Genomic DNA, 15,123 nt, shown 5'->3' on the forward strand with positions numbered 1-15,123 from the left:
CCATGAAAAAACTCATCACGATTCTGTATGTCACCGCCCTGATGTTTCAGGCTACTGCCGAAGAAAAAGGATTTGAAAAAATCTTCGACGGCAAAACCCTCAAAGGCTGGGACGGCAACCCCAAATTTTGGAGCGTCAAAGATGGCGCCATCACTGGACAAACCACCAAGGACAACCCAACCCAAGGCAACACCTTCATCATTTGGAAAGCCGGCAAGACCGCGAATTTCATCCTCGAACTGGAATACAAAATCAACGGCGGAAATAGCGGCATCCAATATCGCAGTTTTAAAAAGGGCGGCAAAAATGACGGCTGGCGCATCGGCGGTTACCAAGCCGACTTCGAGGCGGGCGATCGTTACTCGGGTATTTGCTACGGCGAAGCCTTTCGCGGCATTCTCTCCGACCGCGGCTTTCAGACCACGCTTTCCTTGAACGACAAAGGCAAGCTCCAGAAAAAATCTGAGAAATTTGGCGACTCCAATGAAATCGGCAAAGCCATCAAGAAAGGCGAGTGGAACAAATATCGCATCGTCGCCGAGCGCTTCCATTTCGTGCACTACATCAACGGCGTCAAAACGATGGTGCTCATCGACAACGACGAAAAAGCCCGCCGCCCCGACGGCTTGCTCGCACTGCAACTGCATCAAGGCCCGGCGATGACCGTGCAGTTTCGGAACATTCGGATTAAACATTTGAAGTGACAGGAAAAATGTCCAACACCCTAACCCCAATGACCAAGGAATGACCAAGGAATGACCAAGGAATGACCAAGGAATGACCAAGGAATGACCAAGCTCAAATGACCAAAGCCAACTTCTTGGGCATTGGTTATTGGGATTTCCTTGGAGTTTGGTCATTGGTCATTGGAAATTAAAAGCAGCTTTATGAAAAAACTAATCTTCCTCCTCGCCTTTTCCCTCTCCGCCTTCGCCGCACCCAAAAAGGTCGTGATGATCGCCGGCAAGCCGAGCCACGGTCCATTGTCGCACGAGCACAATGCCGGCATCCAGCTCCTCGCCAAATGCCTCAAGCAAGGCGCCAGCGATCTTGTTGCGACCACCGTCGTGCTCAACGGCTGGCCGAAGGACAATTCAGTTTTCGAAGGCGCCGATGCGGTGGTGATTTACAGCGACGGTGGCGGACGCCACCCCGCGTTGCAGGGGAAAAATCTGGAACTGCTCGGCAAGCTTATGGACAAGGGCGTTGGCTTTCTCACCATCCATTACGCCGTGGAGCCCACCACGGACAAGGGCAACAAGGAATTTGTTGCGTGGCAGGGCGGTTGTTTTGAGACCCATTTGTCAGTCAACCCGCACTGGACGGCCAACTTCAAAACGCTTCCCAAGCATCCCATCACGCAAGGCGTCAAGCCCTTCAAGGCCAACGACGAATGGTACTTCCACATGCGCTTCGCGCCGGACATGAAAGGCGTGACACCCATCCTCTCCGACGTAGCCCCCGCCGACACAATGAAACGCGGCGACGGAGCGCACAGCGGCAACCCGACTGTGCGCAAATCAGTCGCGGCGGGTGAGAGCCAGCACGTTGCGTGGGCGTTCGAGCGCGCCAACGGTGGGCGCGGCTTTGGATTCACCGGTGGGCACAATCATCTCAACTGGGCCAACGACGATTTTCGCAAGACTGTCCTCAACGCCATCGTGTGGGTCGCCAAAGCCGAAGTGCCAAAAGCCGGTGTACAAAGCAAATTAGTGGAAAAAGATTTGTACGATAACCTCGACAAAAAAGGCGGCCGCCGTCCCAAGCCCAAAAGCAATCCCGGCCCCAAACCCACCGGTAAAATAACCGGCCCCAAAGCAGCAGCAGTTTCCAAAGTGCTGACCCAAAAAACCGGCCCCGCCAAGCTCGAGGCCAACATCGCGGGCGCGCAGGAATTGCACCTTGTCGTCACCGATGGCGGCGATGGTTTCAGCTGCGATTGGGCCGACTGGGCCGAGCCCACGCTCATCGACGCCGCCGGGATGCCCACGCGCTTAACCTCGCTGAAATGGAAAACCGCCTCCAGCGGATTCGGCAATGTGAGTGTGGATAAAAACGCCGGCGGCAAACCAATGCGCATCGCGGGCAAATCGGTGGCTTACGGCCTCGGCACGCACGCCAATTCGCTCGTCAGTTACACGCTGCCCAAAGGCCACAAGTTTGTGAAATTCAATTCCACCGTCGGCCTCGATAACGGCGGCACCGACCAAGGCAACTGCGGCAACCAAGCCAGCGTGCAGTTCCACGTGTTCACGGAAAAACCAAAATTTGTGGCGGCCGCATCCGGTGGCGGCCAAGCCGCTGGCGGGCGCACTCCCGAAGAGGCGCTGAAAAATCTCGACGTCCATCCCGCGTTGCAAGTCGAGCTATTCGCCGCCGAGCCGATGTTGCTCAGCCCGTCCAATATCGACATTGATCATCGCGGCCGCGTGTGGGTGTGCGAGGTCATCAACTATCGTGGCCACCGCAACAAGCGACCCGAAGGCGACCGCATTCTCATTCTTGAAGACACCGACGGCGACGGCAAGGCGGACAAAAGGAAAGTGTTCTATCAAGGCCGCGACATCGATTCCGCGCACGGCGTGTGCGTGCTCGGCACGGTGGACGGCAAAAACACGCGCGTCATTGTCAGCGCGTTGGACAAAGTGCAGGTGTTCACCGACGTGGACGGCGATGATAAGGCCGACAAAAAGGAGACGCTCTTCAGCGGCATCAGTGGCGCGCAGCACGACCACGGGATTCATCAATTTATGTTCGGGCCAGACGGCCGTTTGTATTTCAATTTCGGAAACTCCGGCAAACAGTTGAAGGACAAAAACGGCAAACCCGTCATTGATCTTGCCGGCAATGTGGTGAATGACAAGCGCCAGCCGTATCAGGAAGGAATGGTGTTTCGCTGCAAACTTGATGGCAGCGAAGTTGAAACGCTCGGCTGGAATTTCCGCAACAACTGGATGGTTACTGTCGACAGCTTCGGCACGATGTGGCAAAGCGACAATGACGATGACGGCAACCGCGGCGTGCGCATCAACTACGTGATGGAGTACGGCAACTACGGCTACAAAGATGAATTCACCGGTGCGGGTTGGCGAACCTCGCGCACCAATATCGAGAAAACCATCCCGCTGCGCCACTGGCATCTCAACGACCCCGGCGTGATGCCCAACCTCCTCCAAACCGGCGCGGGCTCGCCCACCGGCATTTGCGTTTACGAGGGCGACTTGCTGCCGAAAATTTTCCACGGCCAAATCATCCACTGCGACGCCGGCCCTAGCATCGTGCGCGCCTACCCCGTCAAGCCCAGCGGCGCGGGCTACACCGCCACCACCGTCAACATCCTCGACGGCGCCAAGCGCGACAAATGGTTCCGCCCCTCCGACGTGAAAGTGGCCCCCGATGGCTCCCTCATCGTCGCCGACTGGTACGACCCCGGCGTCGGCGGCCACCGAATGGGCGACCTCGACCGCGGCCGATTGTTCCGCATCACGCCCAAAGGTCACAAGGGATACAAACAGCCGAAGTTAGATTTTAAAACCGCAAAGGGTCTCGTGGCTGCGTTAAAGAATCCAAACAACTCCGTGCGGCAAATTGCATTTACAGAATTAAAGAATCGAAAAGAGGCCACCCCAACTTTGTTGAAGCTGTTTGAGGATGGCTCTCCACATCATCGCGCACGTGCCCTTTGGTTGCTCGCCCAGAACAAGGGCATCCGCACCCCTTTGCTAATCAAGGCCGCTGTTGATAGAGATGAAAATATCCGGGCATTGTCCATTCGCATTTCGCGTCAATTGAAGCTCAACACATTAATTTCTATCCGAAATAAGGCCGACGATAATAGCCCGGTTGTCCGCCGCGAATGCCTCATTGCTCTGCGGCATCACAAGAGTCCGGAAGCCCCCGCGCTGTGGGCGTATCTGGCCAACGCGCACGATGGCAAAGACCGTTGGTATCTCGAAGCCCTCGGCTTGGCGGCGGACAAGCAGGAAAACAAATTCTTTGACGCGTGGCTGAAGGCATCGCCCAAGCTCAACACCCCCGCCGCGCGCGACATCATTTGGCGTTGTCGTGGCACGCACGCGGCGAAGTATCTCGCCGACATCATCCTCGACAAATCTATTGCCGAGGAAGACAAACCCCGCTACCTCCGCGCCCTTGATTTCACCCCAAAAGGCAAGGAACGCGACGAAGCCCTCGCCCGTATTGCGCTGGGGTTGTAGCGCATTTTACAGACACGGATTTTCACGGATGTTTTTTAATCTGTGCGAATCCGTGTAATCCGTGTCTTTCATTTTCAAGACACTCCATTACAATGCCCGTGTGAAACAGTTCATCGCCATTTTATTTTTGGTTGGCAATTTATCCGCTGCGGAGCCGTTGCCGCCGGCGAAGGTGAACACGTTGATTGAGGCGTTGGGGCGGTTGAAGCCGGCTTTGGTGAATTCAAATGCCGCGCTCAAGGAGAAGCTGAATCAAGTGCTTGATTCGGTGCGGGGCGAGGCACGTTCGGTGGCGTTGATTAAAAAATTCCAAGTGAAAGGCCGCGAAGTGGATTTGTTGGTCGTGGCGGTGAAGCACCCCAATGACCCCGCCGGTGTGGAGGCGTTGGGAATGGTGTTGGCGGGTGACGGGAAAAAAGCCGTGGCTGCGTTGCTCATCGGTAAGGATGCCAAACAAGCCGCCGCCGTGGCGCGCGCATTGGGGAACAGCAATAACCAAAAAGTCATTCCGCTGCTCGTGCCTTTGGTGACCAACGCCGAGGTGCACGTCAATGTGCGCAAGGAAGCGGTGAAGGGTTTGGCGAATTTCGAGGCTGGCGCGAAGCAATTGCTGGCGTTGGCGAAGGCGGGGAAGTTGCCACTGAGCGCGAAGTTCACTGCGAGTCTTGCATTGAGCACGGTGCGTTGGCCGGCCATCAAAGCGGAAGCGGCGAAGGTGTTGCCGCCGCTTTTGGGCGCGAATGCAACGCCGTTGCCGCCGGTGGCGGTGTTGGCCAAGCGCAAGGGCAACATTGGCAATGGCGCGAAGATTTTTCTGCGCGAAGCGGTGCAGTGCGCGCGTTGTCACAAAGTGGGCGATGCGGGAATCGAAGTGGGACCGGCATTAACGGAGATTGGTGATAAACTGCCGAAGACGGAATTGTACGCGTCCATCCTCGATCCGAGCGCGGGGATTGCCTTCGGTTACGAGGCGTGGCTGGTGTTAATGAATGACGGCAATGCCGCCTTCGGCATCATCGAAAGCGAAACGGACGATGAAATTTCAATCAAAGGCCCCACCGGCGCAGTGACGAAACACGTGAAGGCGAATATCAAAAGCCGCGCGCAACAGCCGGTTTCGCTCATGCCGCCGGGATTGCATTTGACGTTGAAGGAAGCGGAGTTGGTGGACTTGGTTGAGTATTTGGCTTCGCTGAAGAAAAGGTAGGGCGAGCTCTCCGAGCGCGCCGCGGCGGTTTCGGAGAAACCGCCCTACCCTCACCCCGGCGGCCAAGCCATCGCTCTCCCGCCCAAAATGTGCAGGTGCAAATGGGGGACGGTTTCGCCTCCGTCTTTGCCGTTGTTGATGACGAGGCGGAAGCCGTTTTCTTGGAGGCCAAGGTCGTCGGCGATTTCGCGGGCTTTCAAAAGTAGATGACCGAGGACTTGATGATCTTCGGGCTCGGCTTCGGCGATACGGGGGATTGGTTTTTTGGGAATCACCAACACGTGCACGGGCGCTTGCGGGTTGATGTCGTTGAAGGCGAGGACGAGGTCGTCTTCGTAGACGATGTCGGCGGGGATTTTGCGGGCGATGATTTTCTCGAAGAGGGTCATCACACAATCATCAGCGTGAGCTTCGCTTGCTGTTGATGCTTGGAAACGATGTGGCGCAGGTAATCGACAATTTGATCATTGAGCTTCTGGCAGCGCGGGCTCCATTGTTTTGCGCCGGTGAGTTTCTTGACCGCCTCGCGCAGTCCTTTTACGCGGAGCAGTTCGGGTTTGCCGTGGAGGTCGGCGTGGATTTGGTCGCGCAGGGTGCAGAAGAAAACCATCTCCAATCCTTCGCCGGCTTGATGGGCGAGATCGTGCAGATTGGTTTCGGCGGCGTCGTCATTTGAAATTTCATCATCGTCGGCCATTACTTTGAATCCAAACCCGCGCAGAATGCGTTCGAGTGCGAGCGTGAATTCACCGACCGAAACGGAGGATTTATTTAGATCTACTTTGAAATGAAAGAGTACAGCTTCGGCCGCTTCGGTGACCATAAAGGGATCCAGCTCGTGCGCGGCATCGCCGAGTAACTCGACGGTGACGTCCTGCGCGGAGCAAGGGATGGCTTCGCCATCGGAGGTTTCAAAAACCAGGCAGTCGGTATGTAGCTGAATCATGCTTTGTCTCGAGTTTCTTCACGGCTTGGACGAAGTCATCGGCCTCCTCAAAGCGGCGGTACACGCTCGCGTATCGCACATAGGCCACTTGGTCAATTTCGCGGAGGCCGTTCATCACCGCCTCGCCAATCGCCATTCCGGGCACCTCCTCGGAGTATTCTTCTGAAATCGAATCATAAATACCCTGCGTGAGGTCCTCAATGACCTGTTGACTGATGGGGCGTTTTTGGCAGGCCTTGGAAATACCCGAGAGCAGTTTGTCCCGCGCAAATTCTTCACGACGCCCATCCCGTTTCACCACCATCAACCGTTGGTGTTCAATCTGCTCGTAGGTGGTGAACCGATGCGTGCACTGGGCACACTCGCGGCGGCGGCGAATAATTGCCCCCTCCTTGGACGAGCGCGAATCAATCACCTTGTCCTCAATACATTCGCACTTAGGACAGCGCATCAGTCAAATATTCCAAACCTCCTTGGCAGAAAGGCCACATATTGTGGCCAGCAAAGAAGTACCACACAGCAACTTGTGCGGTCAAGCATTCAAGCGTTGTCTCTTATTAACAGCGTGCTGATTTGTTCGCGCCTATTCGCAGTTTGCTCCCGTGAAGTTCCCGCCGAATTGGCAATCACAAGTTTGAATAACGTGAGCTTCGCGAAGAAAGAAAGTTGGCCGACACTCGGCGCGTTGTGCAAACCAAACGAACTCAACCGATGAGCGCGTCACCGCCCACCCGGGCGGCACGAAGCGTGCTCGCCGCGTGGCGGGGTATTGACCTCAGCGAACAAGAGCGCGCTCGTTCTGACCGCGCGCGGTCTCCCGCCCACCTGATGCCTAACGTGATGAAACGGTTGGGGTTGGACCAACGTCGGCGCGAGGCGGAGGTGGCCAAAGTGTGGCGCAACCTCATCGACCCCAGCGTGACCGCGCACGCGGAGCCTGCCGGCATTCACAAAGGCACGCTGTTTGTAAATGTGGACAGCAACGTGTGGCTTAGCGAAATCGTGCGCTACCGTCGGCACGAAATTTTGGAACGGTTACAAAACGCATTCGGAGCAGAATTCATCGCGCGTATTTCGTTCCGTGTCGGGTAGGGCGTGGTCTTTGGATCCGGCCTATTCTTCACGGATTAAATTTTCGTACCCCTCACGGAACGTCGGGAACCGCAACTTCCATCCCAGTGCCTTGAGTTTCGCATTGCGCACGCGCTTGCTCGTGGCCACCCGCTTGCGGGAAACCCGTTCCCCTTCCGGTGGCATGGATTTTTCCAAGCGCGATGCGAGCCATTTGAAAAACGCGAGTTGCGTGACCGGTTCGTCATCGGCCACGTTGTAAATTCCCGGCGCCAATTTTATCGCGGCGAGGATGGCGCCCACCACGTCATCGCGGTGGATCATATTAATCCAACGTTTGCCGCCTTCGGTGAGCACGGCTTCGCCTCTCAAGAATTGTCGAAAAAGATATCCCCGTTTCGGTCCGTAAATCCCCGCCACGCGAAGCACGGTGGCGGCTTGCGTGGCGTTGAGAAATAATGCTTCTGCCTCGCGCAACACCGGCCCGTCAACGGGGCTAGCTTCATCTACCCACGCGCTGTCGGTTTGGGGATACACGCTCGTGCTGCTGGTGAAGAGCACGCGTGTTGTTGAGTCGCCCAGCCAATCAAGCAGGTTTTTTGTGCCGTCCACAAACACCGCGCGATGCGTTTCGGCATCACCGCGAGCGGAGGATACGGTGTTGATTACCCAATCAAAATTACGCGGCAACGCATCGAGTGCACCGGCCTCGGTGATGTCGAGCGCGTGCGACGTGATGCCTTCGGCGGTGAAATTCGTTCGCCGTACGCCGTGGACTTCGTGGCCCATTTCGGCTAGAGCCTTTCCTAATGGAAGGCCGACGTAGCCGCAACCGATAAGGAAGATTCGCATTTCAGTCTAAGTTCCGTTCTTCGAGGTCATCCTCGTCGAAGCCGAAGTAGTGGCCGAGTTCGTGGAGGTAGGTGATGCGGACTTCGTCGAGGTAAACGGCTTCGTCGTCCCCGGCGAATTGCCAGAGGTTTTCGAGGAAGAGAATAATTTGCGTGGGTTGTGGATGGCTGCTGGGCGGGTCAGCCATGGATTCGCCGAGAAAAAGGCCGAGGGTGTCCGGCGCGATGCCGTCGGCGACGAGGCCGTCGTTGGGGAGGGGTTCAAGGGTGACGACCACGGCTTCAGCGGCAGGGCGCAGCGTGTCGGGCAGTGTGTCGATGGCGGTTTGCACTTCGGTCCGCGCGAGGTCGAGCAGGCGGTCGAAGTTGGGAGTCATGGCTTCGGGGAGGTTTTGCCGGAGTTACGGGAAGATTGAAACCGGGTGAGGGTTTTGGGGTTTTGTTGGAAAAATTCAGTGAGGTCGGCGAAGGTTTTTAGGGTGTCGGGGCTGAGATGATGCTCGATGCCTTCGATGTCGCGCGCTTGGGTTTCGTCGTCTAGGCCGAAGAGGGTGAAAAAACTGGCGAGCACGATGTGGCGATCGCGAATGCGCAGGGCCACGGCGCGGCCTGCATCGGTGAGGGTGATGGAACGGTATTTTTCGTAACGCAGATAGCCGTCGTCAGCGAGTTTTTGCACCATACTGGTGACGCTCGGCTGGCCGACGTTGAGCGATTGGGCGATGTCGGCCACGTGCGCGGAGCCTTTGGCCTCGATGAGCTCGTGGATGCGCTCGAGATAATCCTCGGCGCTTTGGCTGGGCTTGGTAAGGCTGGCTGGCGTGGCGGGCACGGGTGGAGGGTAAGTTACGTGGGCGAAGCTGGCAACGTGCATTTTGCTTGAGGAAATGGCGGGTCGGGTATAGGTTAATTGAAAGGGGCGGCAGTATCGTCCCGCAGCGATGGAGGCCACCCAATCAGCGGAAGACATCATTGGCGCGTTGCGGCGTGCCAAGGAAACAGGTGAGCCGTTGGGGCCGGAGCTGCTTGATTTGCGTGGGGTGCGGTTTACCGATGCGGATCTTTCGGGGCTGGATTTGACGGGTTGCAATTTTTCCGATTGCGAGATGAGCCGGTGCAATCTTTCCGGCGCGTGTTGCCCGAGCGCAAACTTCAACGGGGCTAAACTTTACAAGGCTACCTTGGATGGCGCGGAATTTCTCGGCACCACGTTTCGTGGCGCGAACCTCACTGAATGCAAAGCGCTCAAGACGGGGTTTGGCATGACCGATTTCACGGATGCCAATTGCTACCACGCGAAAATGGAGGACGCCACATTCGTGGAGGCACAAATTCGAAACGTCGATTTCCGCGCAGCCAAGATGGCGCGCACGCGATTGTACGAGGCGGATCTTGAGCGCACGGATTTTGACCAAGCCGACCTCAGCGATGCGGACTTGCGGGCGACCAACATCGAAGGCGTAAATTTCCGCAACACCTCATTGCGCGGCTCGCAGCTGCGCGAGGTGCAAAACTACACGCGCGCCGATTGGATTGGCGCGGACATTCGTGACATCGACTTCGCCGGCGCGTATCTCGTGCGCCAGCACATTATCGATGAAAATTTTCTGTACGAATACAAACACCAAAGCAAGATCACGCGCTGCGTTTACTATGTCTGGAAATGGACCAGCAACTGCGGCCGCAGCCTGACGCGCTGGGGATTGTTCCTCACGCTGAACGTGCTGCTCTTCGCCTTCATTTACTGGGCGCTCGATCAATGGGCCAAGCCGGCTGGCGGCGGCAGCCATCTTAAAGGCATTGAGGAATTGGGCGGCGACTTTATTCCGTACCTTTATTATAGCGTGGTCACCTTCACCACACTCGGCTACGGCGACGTGTCGCCCACTTCGGCGATTGGGCAGGGAGTGCTGATTGTGCATATTGCCTTTGGCTATTTGGGATTGGGCGCGCTATTGTCTATCCTTGCTACTAAATTTGCCTCACGCGGACATTGAACGATGTTTTCCTTTTTCAAAAACAAGGATCCCCACGCGCGGCTGCACGAAATTCTGGGTGACTACGAATTGCCCAAGTTTCGCAAAACCGTTTTGGAAGCCTTGCGCCGCCTGCGCGATCCCGGTGCTTCCTCCGCGCACATCGCCGAAGTCATGGCGCTGGATCCCGACCTCACCTCGCGCGTGATGCGCACGGTGAACTCAACCGCCTACGCCCCGCGCACCCCCATCAAAAGCCTCGACCACGCCGTGACGATGCTTGGCAAATCCGAGCTCGAACGCATTGTGATGATGCTCGGCGCAAAATTGGCCGTGCCCGGCAACGTACCCAAATATTTGGACATGACCGCCTTTTGGCAACGCGCCGGACGGCGGGCCGTCATTGCCCGCGAGCTGGCCGATATGACCGCGCCGCCATTGGCCGGCCTGTGTTTCTCCGCCGGTTTCTTGGAAGACTTTAGCGTGCCGATCATCGCCGCCAGCAAAGGCCGCGAGTACGCTAGAATTTATCAAGCCTCCGCCGAGAGCGAAAAGCCGTTGCACGAATTGGAGAAGGAAGCCTTCGGCTGGGACCACGCCGAGCTGGGCGCATTGGTGTGCAACGAATGGGAAATGCCTGAAGACATTGGCGCGGCTATCAGCGCGCAGAACGATCCGGACAGTGAGATGCGGCCTGACCCGATTTTTTATGTGCACGATCTGGAAACGCAGGAAGACGAGACGTGGCGCGATCATTTCAAGCAACAAGTCCTCACCCAATACGACGTGACCGAAAAGGCATTGAACCGGGTACTCGATGACGCAGAGACCAAAGCCAGAGATTTGGTGCGGTTGATTGCCTGAGTGCCATCAGCGCCTCCTTTAATCCGCGCCAAAAGAGCCGGTTCGGGCTGCATTGAGGGCTCGCTTCAAAAGGTCCGAAAAAACTGGCCTCAAAACTAATTTTCAATTTTTTCAGAAAAAGCTTGTGAAAAGTTTCACACACCCTATTTTGGCCGCGCTTTAGATTGTTTTCCCGCCCGTTTTGGGCGCAAAAAGCACTATTTTGATGCAAATGCAGAGGATATTGGTCGCCCTATTCCTGTTTCTCGCGATCCCTCTGGCTCTGGCCGAAAAACCGTCTTCCGACGAAAATCAGCCCGTGAGCCACGAGGAAGGCCATTCTGCGTCCGCCCACGGCGAGCACGCCGAAGGGCTTTCAGCTCACGCACCGGTGATTTATGAGGTGGGGCCGCTGCAAATTACTAACTCTATGTTTGTCACGATGATCGTGGCGTTGGGGATTATCATTGTGGCGCAGCTGGCTACGAGAAAAGTGCGGCTGATCCCTGCCGGCCTGCAAAATTTTGTGGAGTATCTTGTGGAAGGGCTTTACGGATTTTTCGAAAGCATCGTGGGGCCGCAGATGGTGAAGCAAACGTTTTGGTTCTTCGGCACGATCTTTATTTTCATTTTATTTTCCAACTGGTTCGGTCTCATTCCCGGAATGGGCACGATGGGCTGGGGCTTGGATGATCACGGCCACTTCGCCGAGCCGCTGATGCGCGGGGTGAATGCGGATCTCAACATGACCCTCGCGATGGCCGCGCTCTTTATGATTCTGTGGCTTTATTGGAGCCTCAAAGCGATTGGCGCGGGTGGGTTTTTGGGCCACATCTTTAATGTCAAAGGGCACGGATCGGGCTTCTTTGGAGTATTCCTTGTGATTGTGTTCATCTTTGTGGGCCTCATCGAGGTGGTCTCCATTGGCGTGCGGCCGGTGGCATTGACCTTCCGGCTCTACGGCAACGTGTTTGCCGGTGAAAATATTTTGGAAACAGTGATGAAGCTTGGCGGGCCGTACTTTGGTTGGCTGGCGGTGTTGCCGTTTTATCTGCTGGAAATTTTGGTGGGCCTCGTGCAGGCGCTTGTGTTTGCTCTGCTCACCTCGGTGTTCACCGCGCTGATGTGCGAGCATCACGACGACGACCACAGCGAGGAACACGCGCACTAACCAATTTCGGCGGTCGGACCATGCACGTCTGTGGAGGCCATCGGGAACAACTAAAAACCGAAACAACAGAAGGACAAAGACTATGTTTGCAGTAATTACTGGAACACTTCACGTGGGTCTTGCGGCCCTCGGCTCCGCCATCGGCGTGGGCTTGGTGGGTATGAAAGCCGCCGAGGCCACCGGCCGCAACCCCGGCGCCGCCGGCGAAATCCGGACTCAAGCGATCATCTTCGCCGCGTTGGCTGAAGGTATTGTGTTTATTGCGATCTTCCTCGCGAAGTAACGCATCAACTGCCGGACGGGTTCGCCCGTCCGGCAAACTGAATTTTTGAAATGGAAAACTTGATCTTACTAGCCGCGCAAGAAAGCGGCGGAGCCGCAGCGCAAATCGCCAAAGATTTTGGCGTCAATTGGCAGCTTTTCATATCGCAGTGCATCGCCTTTTTGGTGGTGGCGTTGGCGTTGAAAAAGTTTGCTTACGGGCCGGTGCTGAAGGTGCTGGAGGATCGCAAGCAGAAGATTGCCGAGGGCATTGAGAATGCCGACAAGATTAAGGCCGAACTGGCGAGTACGCAGGAGGCGAAGGATCAGATTTTGTCTGACGCCAATGCGAAGGCGCAGGAATTGATCGATGAAGCGCGGGCGGCTGCTGAGAAAGTGGGCGAGGCCAAAGCGCAGGAGGCGGTGAAGCAGGCGGAGGAAATTATCCGCAAAGCCCGCGAAGCCACCGAGGCGGATCGCGAAACGATGATGGCGGAATTGAAAGCCGAGATTGGCCGGTTGGTGGTGGAGACCACGGCAAAGGTCAGCGGTAAAGTGCTCACGAGCGAAGATCAGCAACGCTTGATCGATGAGACGAACAAGGAATTGGCCGCTTAATTTTTAGTTTGATGAAAGGCAGTAAACAATCACGGCGTGAAGCGAAGCAGCTTTTTAAAAGCTGCCGCATCGATGGCGCGTTGGACGAAGGGCGCGTGCGGCAGGCGGTGACGTTGGTGATTGAGAAAAAGCCGCGCGGGTATTTCGGCATTTTGCAGGAGTTGCAGCGTTTGGTGAAGCTGGATGTTTCCAGCCGCAGCGCGCGCGTGGAAAGCGCGGTAACGCTGAGCGATGCCCAACAGCAGAGCGTGCGCGAAAGCCTGGGCCGATTGAAGGACGGCGAGGTGGCAGTTGAGTTTGCGGAAAACGCGGATCTTATCGGCGGGATGCGGGTGAAGATTGGTGATGATGTTTTTGACGGCAGCGTAAAGACGCGTTTGGCCGGTTTGAGTGAAAGTTTTTAATCAGTTTAACGACGAAAAATTATGAGCAACCTACTGCAGGATATTGAAGCCCAAATCGCGGGCGCGAAAACAGATGTGGCCCGCGAGAACGTGGGTGTGGTGCGCGAGATCGGTGATGGCGTGGCGAAAATCGAAGGCCTCACCGGCGCGATGATGAACGAGATGCTCGACTTCGGCAGCGGCGTGATGGGCCTCGCACTGAACCTCGAGGAAACGGAAGTGGGCGCGGTGATTCTCGGCGACCACACCGGCATCGCCGAGGGCGACGAGGTGAAGACCACCGGCAAGCTGCTCTCCGTGCCTGTGGGCAAAGCGCTGCTCGGCCGCGTGGTGGATGCGCTCGGCCGGCCGATCGACGGCAAAGGCGACATCGCCGCCGAGGCAAATTATCCCGTTGAAAAAATTGCGCCCGGCATCATTAAACGCAAATCCGTTAGCCAACCAGTGCAGACCGGCATCATGGCGGTGGACGCGATGATCCCGATTGGCCGCGGCCAACGCGAGCTGGTGATCGGCGACCGCCAAACCGGCAAAACGGCCGTGTGCATCGACGCCATCATCAACAACGCGCGCATCAATAAAGAAGGCCTTGAAAGTGGCGATCCGAATTTCCGGCCGCTTTATTCCATTTACGTGGCCATCGGCCAAAAGCGCGCCAACGTGGCGAAGGTCATTCAAGACCTCGAGGAAAACGGCGCGCTGGAGCACACCATCGTGGTGGCTGCCACGGCGAGCGATTCCGCGACTAATCAATTCCTCGCTCCGTTCGCAGGCGCTTCAATGGGTGAGTGGTTCATGGACAACAACATGGATGCGCTGATCGTGTACGATGATTTATCCAAACACGCGGTGGCGTACCGGCAAGTATCGCTCGTGCTCAAGCGTCCGTCCGGTCGCGAGGCGTATCCGGGCGATGTGTTTTACCTGCACAGCCGGTTGCTGGAGCGCTCAGCGCGTTTGTCTGAAGATGCAGGCGGCGGTTCGCTCACTGCCCTGCCCATCATCGAAACGCAAGCGGGCGACGTTTCCGCTTACATTCCGACCAACGTAATTTCCATCACCGATGGCCAGCTCTTTTTGGAAACCGATTTGTTTTATCAGGGCGTGCGTCCGGCGATTTCCGTGGGCCTCTCCGTGAGCCGCGTGGGTTCCGCCGCGCAGATCAAGGCGATGAAGCAGGTGTCCGGCACCATCAAGCTGGACCTCGCGCAGTTCCGCGAGCTGGCGGCGTTCGCGCAATTCGGCAGCGACCTCGACGCCGCCACCAAAGCCAAGCTCGAACGTGGCAAGCGCATTGTGGAAATATTCAAGCAGGCGCAATTCAAGCCCGTGCCCGTGCCGGTGCAGGTGAGTATTTTGTGGGCCGTGCAGAACGGTCATTTCGATGACGTGGACGTTGAAGAGATGGACGCCACGCAGGACGCCATCACCGCCTATTTGCAGGATCGCAAATCCGATTTGTTAAATAAAATCACCGCCGAAGGCAAACTCGATGACGCCCTCGAGGCCGACCTCAAGTCCGCCATCGAAGATTTCAAATCGGCGAATAAGTAACGCA

General features: G+C 56.6%; 17 protein-coding genes and 1 pseudogene. 12 read left to right on the forward strand and 6 right to left on the reverse strand.

All coding sequences use genetic code 11. The annotated features are described in order from the left end of the window. The first annotated feature begins 2 nt into the window (after positions 1 to 2). The 4 genes and pseudogenes from H8E27_11940 to H8E27_11955 all read left to right on the forward strand — a co-directional run bounded on the left by H8E27_11940 (position 3) and on the right by H8E27_11955 (position 5,424). Positions 3 to 704 (forward strand): DUF1080 domain-containing protein, encoded by a 702-nt coding sequence (locus H8E27_11940; GenBank protein ID MBC8326324.1) that lies wholly within the window; start codon positions 3 to 5, stop codon positions 702 to 704. A 183-nt stretch (positions 705 to 887) separates the two neighbouring features. Beyond that, positions 888 to 1,706, forward strand: a pseudogene (locus tag H8E27_11945) (ThuA domain-containing protein). 6 nt (positions 1,707 to 1,712) lie between these two features. After that, complete coding sequence (locus tag H8E27_11950) at positions 1,713 to 4,217, forward strand: NPCBM/NEW2 domain-containing protein (GenBank protein ID MBC8326325.1); 2,505 nt, start codon at positions 1,713 to 1,715, stop codon at positions 4,215 to 4,217. 100 nt (positions 4,218 to 4,317) lie between these two features. Then, entirely contained in the window at positions 4,318 to 5,424 is a 1,107-nt protein-coding gene (locus H8E27_11955; GenBank protein ID MBC8326326.1) for a c-type cytochrome, read from the forward strand. A gap of 50 nt (positions 5,425 to 5,474) precedes the next feature. Here H8E27_11955 and H8E27_11960 read toward each other — a convergent pair whose 3' ends face one another. Genes H8E27_11960 through nrdR form a run of 3 tightly spaced genes read right to left on the reverse strand, consistent with a single transcriptional unit; the run spans position 5,475 to position 6,821 of the window. Continuing rightward, positions 5,475 to 5,813, reverse strand: a complete 339-nt coding sequence (locus H8E27_11960) for a histidine triad nucleotide-binding protein (GenBank protein MBC8326327.1) — start codon at positions 5,811 to 5,813, stop codon at positions 5,475 to 5,477. Continuing rightward, positions 5,813 to 6,370, reverse strand: coding sequence for a hypothetical protein (locus H8E27_11965; GenBank protein ID MBC8326328.1), 558 nt, complete (start codon positions 6,368 to 6,370; stop codon positions 5,813 to 5,815). The genes H8E27_11960 and H8E27_11965 overlap by 1 nt, the downstream gene beginning before the upstream one ends. After that, entirely contained in the window at positions 6,336 to 6,821 is a 486-nt protein-coding gene (gene nrdR / locus H8E27_11970) for a transcriptional repressor NrdR (protein ID MBC8326329.1), read from the reverse strand. Before nrdR ends, H8E27_11965 begins: the two co-directional genes overlap by 35 nt. A 260-nt stretch (positions 6,822 to 7,081) precedes the next feature. On the opposite strand from nrdR, the gene H8E27_11975 reads away from it, so the two are divergent. Beyond that, positions 7,082 to 7,462, forward strand: coding sequence for a DUF721 domain-containing protein (locus H8E27_11975; GenBank protein MBC8326330.1), 381 nt, complete (start codon positions 7,082 to 7,084; stop codon positions 7,460 to 7,462). Positions 7,463 to 7,483: 21 nt separating this feature from the next. Here H8E27_11975 and H8E27_11980 read toward each other — a convergent pair whose 3' ends face one another. Genes H8E27_11980 through mntR form a run of 3 tightly spaced genes read right to left on the reverse strand, consistent with a single transcriptional unit; the run spans position 7,484 to position 9,166 of the window. Further along, a complete protein-coding gene (locus H8E27_11980; GenBank protein ID MBC8326331.1) occupies positions 7,484 to 8,293 on the reverse strand; it encodes an SDR family oxidoreductase in 810 nt (269 codons plus the stop codon). Between the two features lies 1 nt (position 8,294). Next, positions 8,295 to 8,669, reverse strand: a complete 375-nt coding sequence (locus H8E27_11985; GenBank protein ID MBC8326332.1) for a metallopeptidase family protein — start codon at positions 8,667 to 8,669, stop codon at positions 8,295 to 8,297. After that, positions 8,666 to 9,166: a transcriptional regulator MntR gene (mntR, locus tag H8E27_11990; protein MBC8326333.1), complete on the reverse strand. Its 501-nt coding sequence runs from the start codon at positions 9,164 to 9,166 to the stop codon at positions 8,666 to 8,668. The genes H8E27_11985 and mntR overlap by 4 nt, the downstream gene beginning before the upstream one ends. Before the next feature lie 67 nt (positions 9,167 to 9,233). Here mntR and H8E27_11995 point away from each other — a divergent pair, with 67 nt between their 5' ends. The 7 genes from H8E27_11995 to H8E27_12025 all read left to right on the forward strand — a co-directional run bounded on the left by H8E27_11995 (position 9,234) and on the right by H8E27_12025 (position 15,119). Then, on the forward strand, positions 9,234 to 10,289 hold the full coding sequence (locus H8E27_11995; GenBank protein MBC8326334.1) for a pentapeptide repeat-containing protein: 1,056 nt from the start codon (positions 9,234 to 9,236) through the stop codon (positions 10,287 to 10,289). Between the two features lie 3 nt (positions 10,290 to 10,292). After that, a complete protein-coding gene (locus H8E27_12000) occupies positions 10,293 to 11,132 on the forward strand; it encodes an HDOD domain-containing protein (protein MBC8326335.1) in 840 nt (279 codons plus the stop codon). A 211-nt stretch (positions 11,133 to 11,343) separates the two neighbouring features. After that, the gene (gene atpB, locus H8E27_12005; GenBank protein ID MBC8326336.1) at positions 11,344 to 12,282 is read left to right on the forward strand and encodes a F0F1 ATP synthase subunit A; all 939 of its coding nucleotides are present in this window, start codon (positions 11,344 to 11,346) and stop codon (positions 12,280 to 12,282) included. An 82-nt stretch (positions 12,283 to 12,364) separates the two neighbouring features. Then, positions 12,365 to 12,565: an ATP synthase F0 subunit C gene (locus H8E27_12010; GenBank protein ID MBC8326337.1), complete on the forward strand. Its 201-nt coding sequence runs from the start codon at positions 12,365 to 12,367 to the stop codon at positions 12,563 to 12,565. A gap of 50 nt (positions 12,566 to 12,615) precedes the next feature. Beyond that, complete coding sequence (gene atpF / locus H8E27_12015; protein MBC8326338.1) at positions 12,616 to 13,161, forward strand: F0F1 ATP synthase subunit B; 546 nt, start codon at positions 12,616 to 12,618, stop codon at positions 13,159 to 13,161. A gap of 11 nt (positions 13,162 to 13,172) precedes the next feature. Then, positions 13,173 to 13,565 (forward strand): F0F1 ATP synthase subunit delta, encoded by a 393-nt coding sequence (locus tag H8E27_12020; protein ID MBC8326339.1) that lies wholly within the window; start codon positions 13,173 to 13,175, stop codon positions 13,563 to 13,565. 21 nt (positions 13,566 to 13,586) lie between these two features. Next, positions 13,587 to 15,119 (forward strand): F0F1 ATP synthase subunit alpha, encoded by a 1,533-nt coding sequence (locus tag H8E27_12025; protein ID MBC8326340.1) that lies wholly within the window; start codon positions 13,587 to 13,589, stop codon positions 15,117 to 15,119. Positions 15,120 to 15,123 lie beyond the last annotated feature (4 nt).

Source organism: Limisphaerales bacterium (assembly GCA_014382585.1).
Taxonomy (GTDB): domain Bacteria; phylum Verrucomicrobiota; class Verrucomicrobiia; order Limisphaerales; family UBA1100; genus JACNJL01.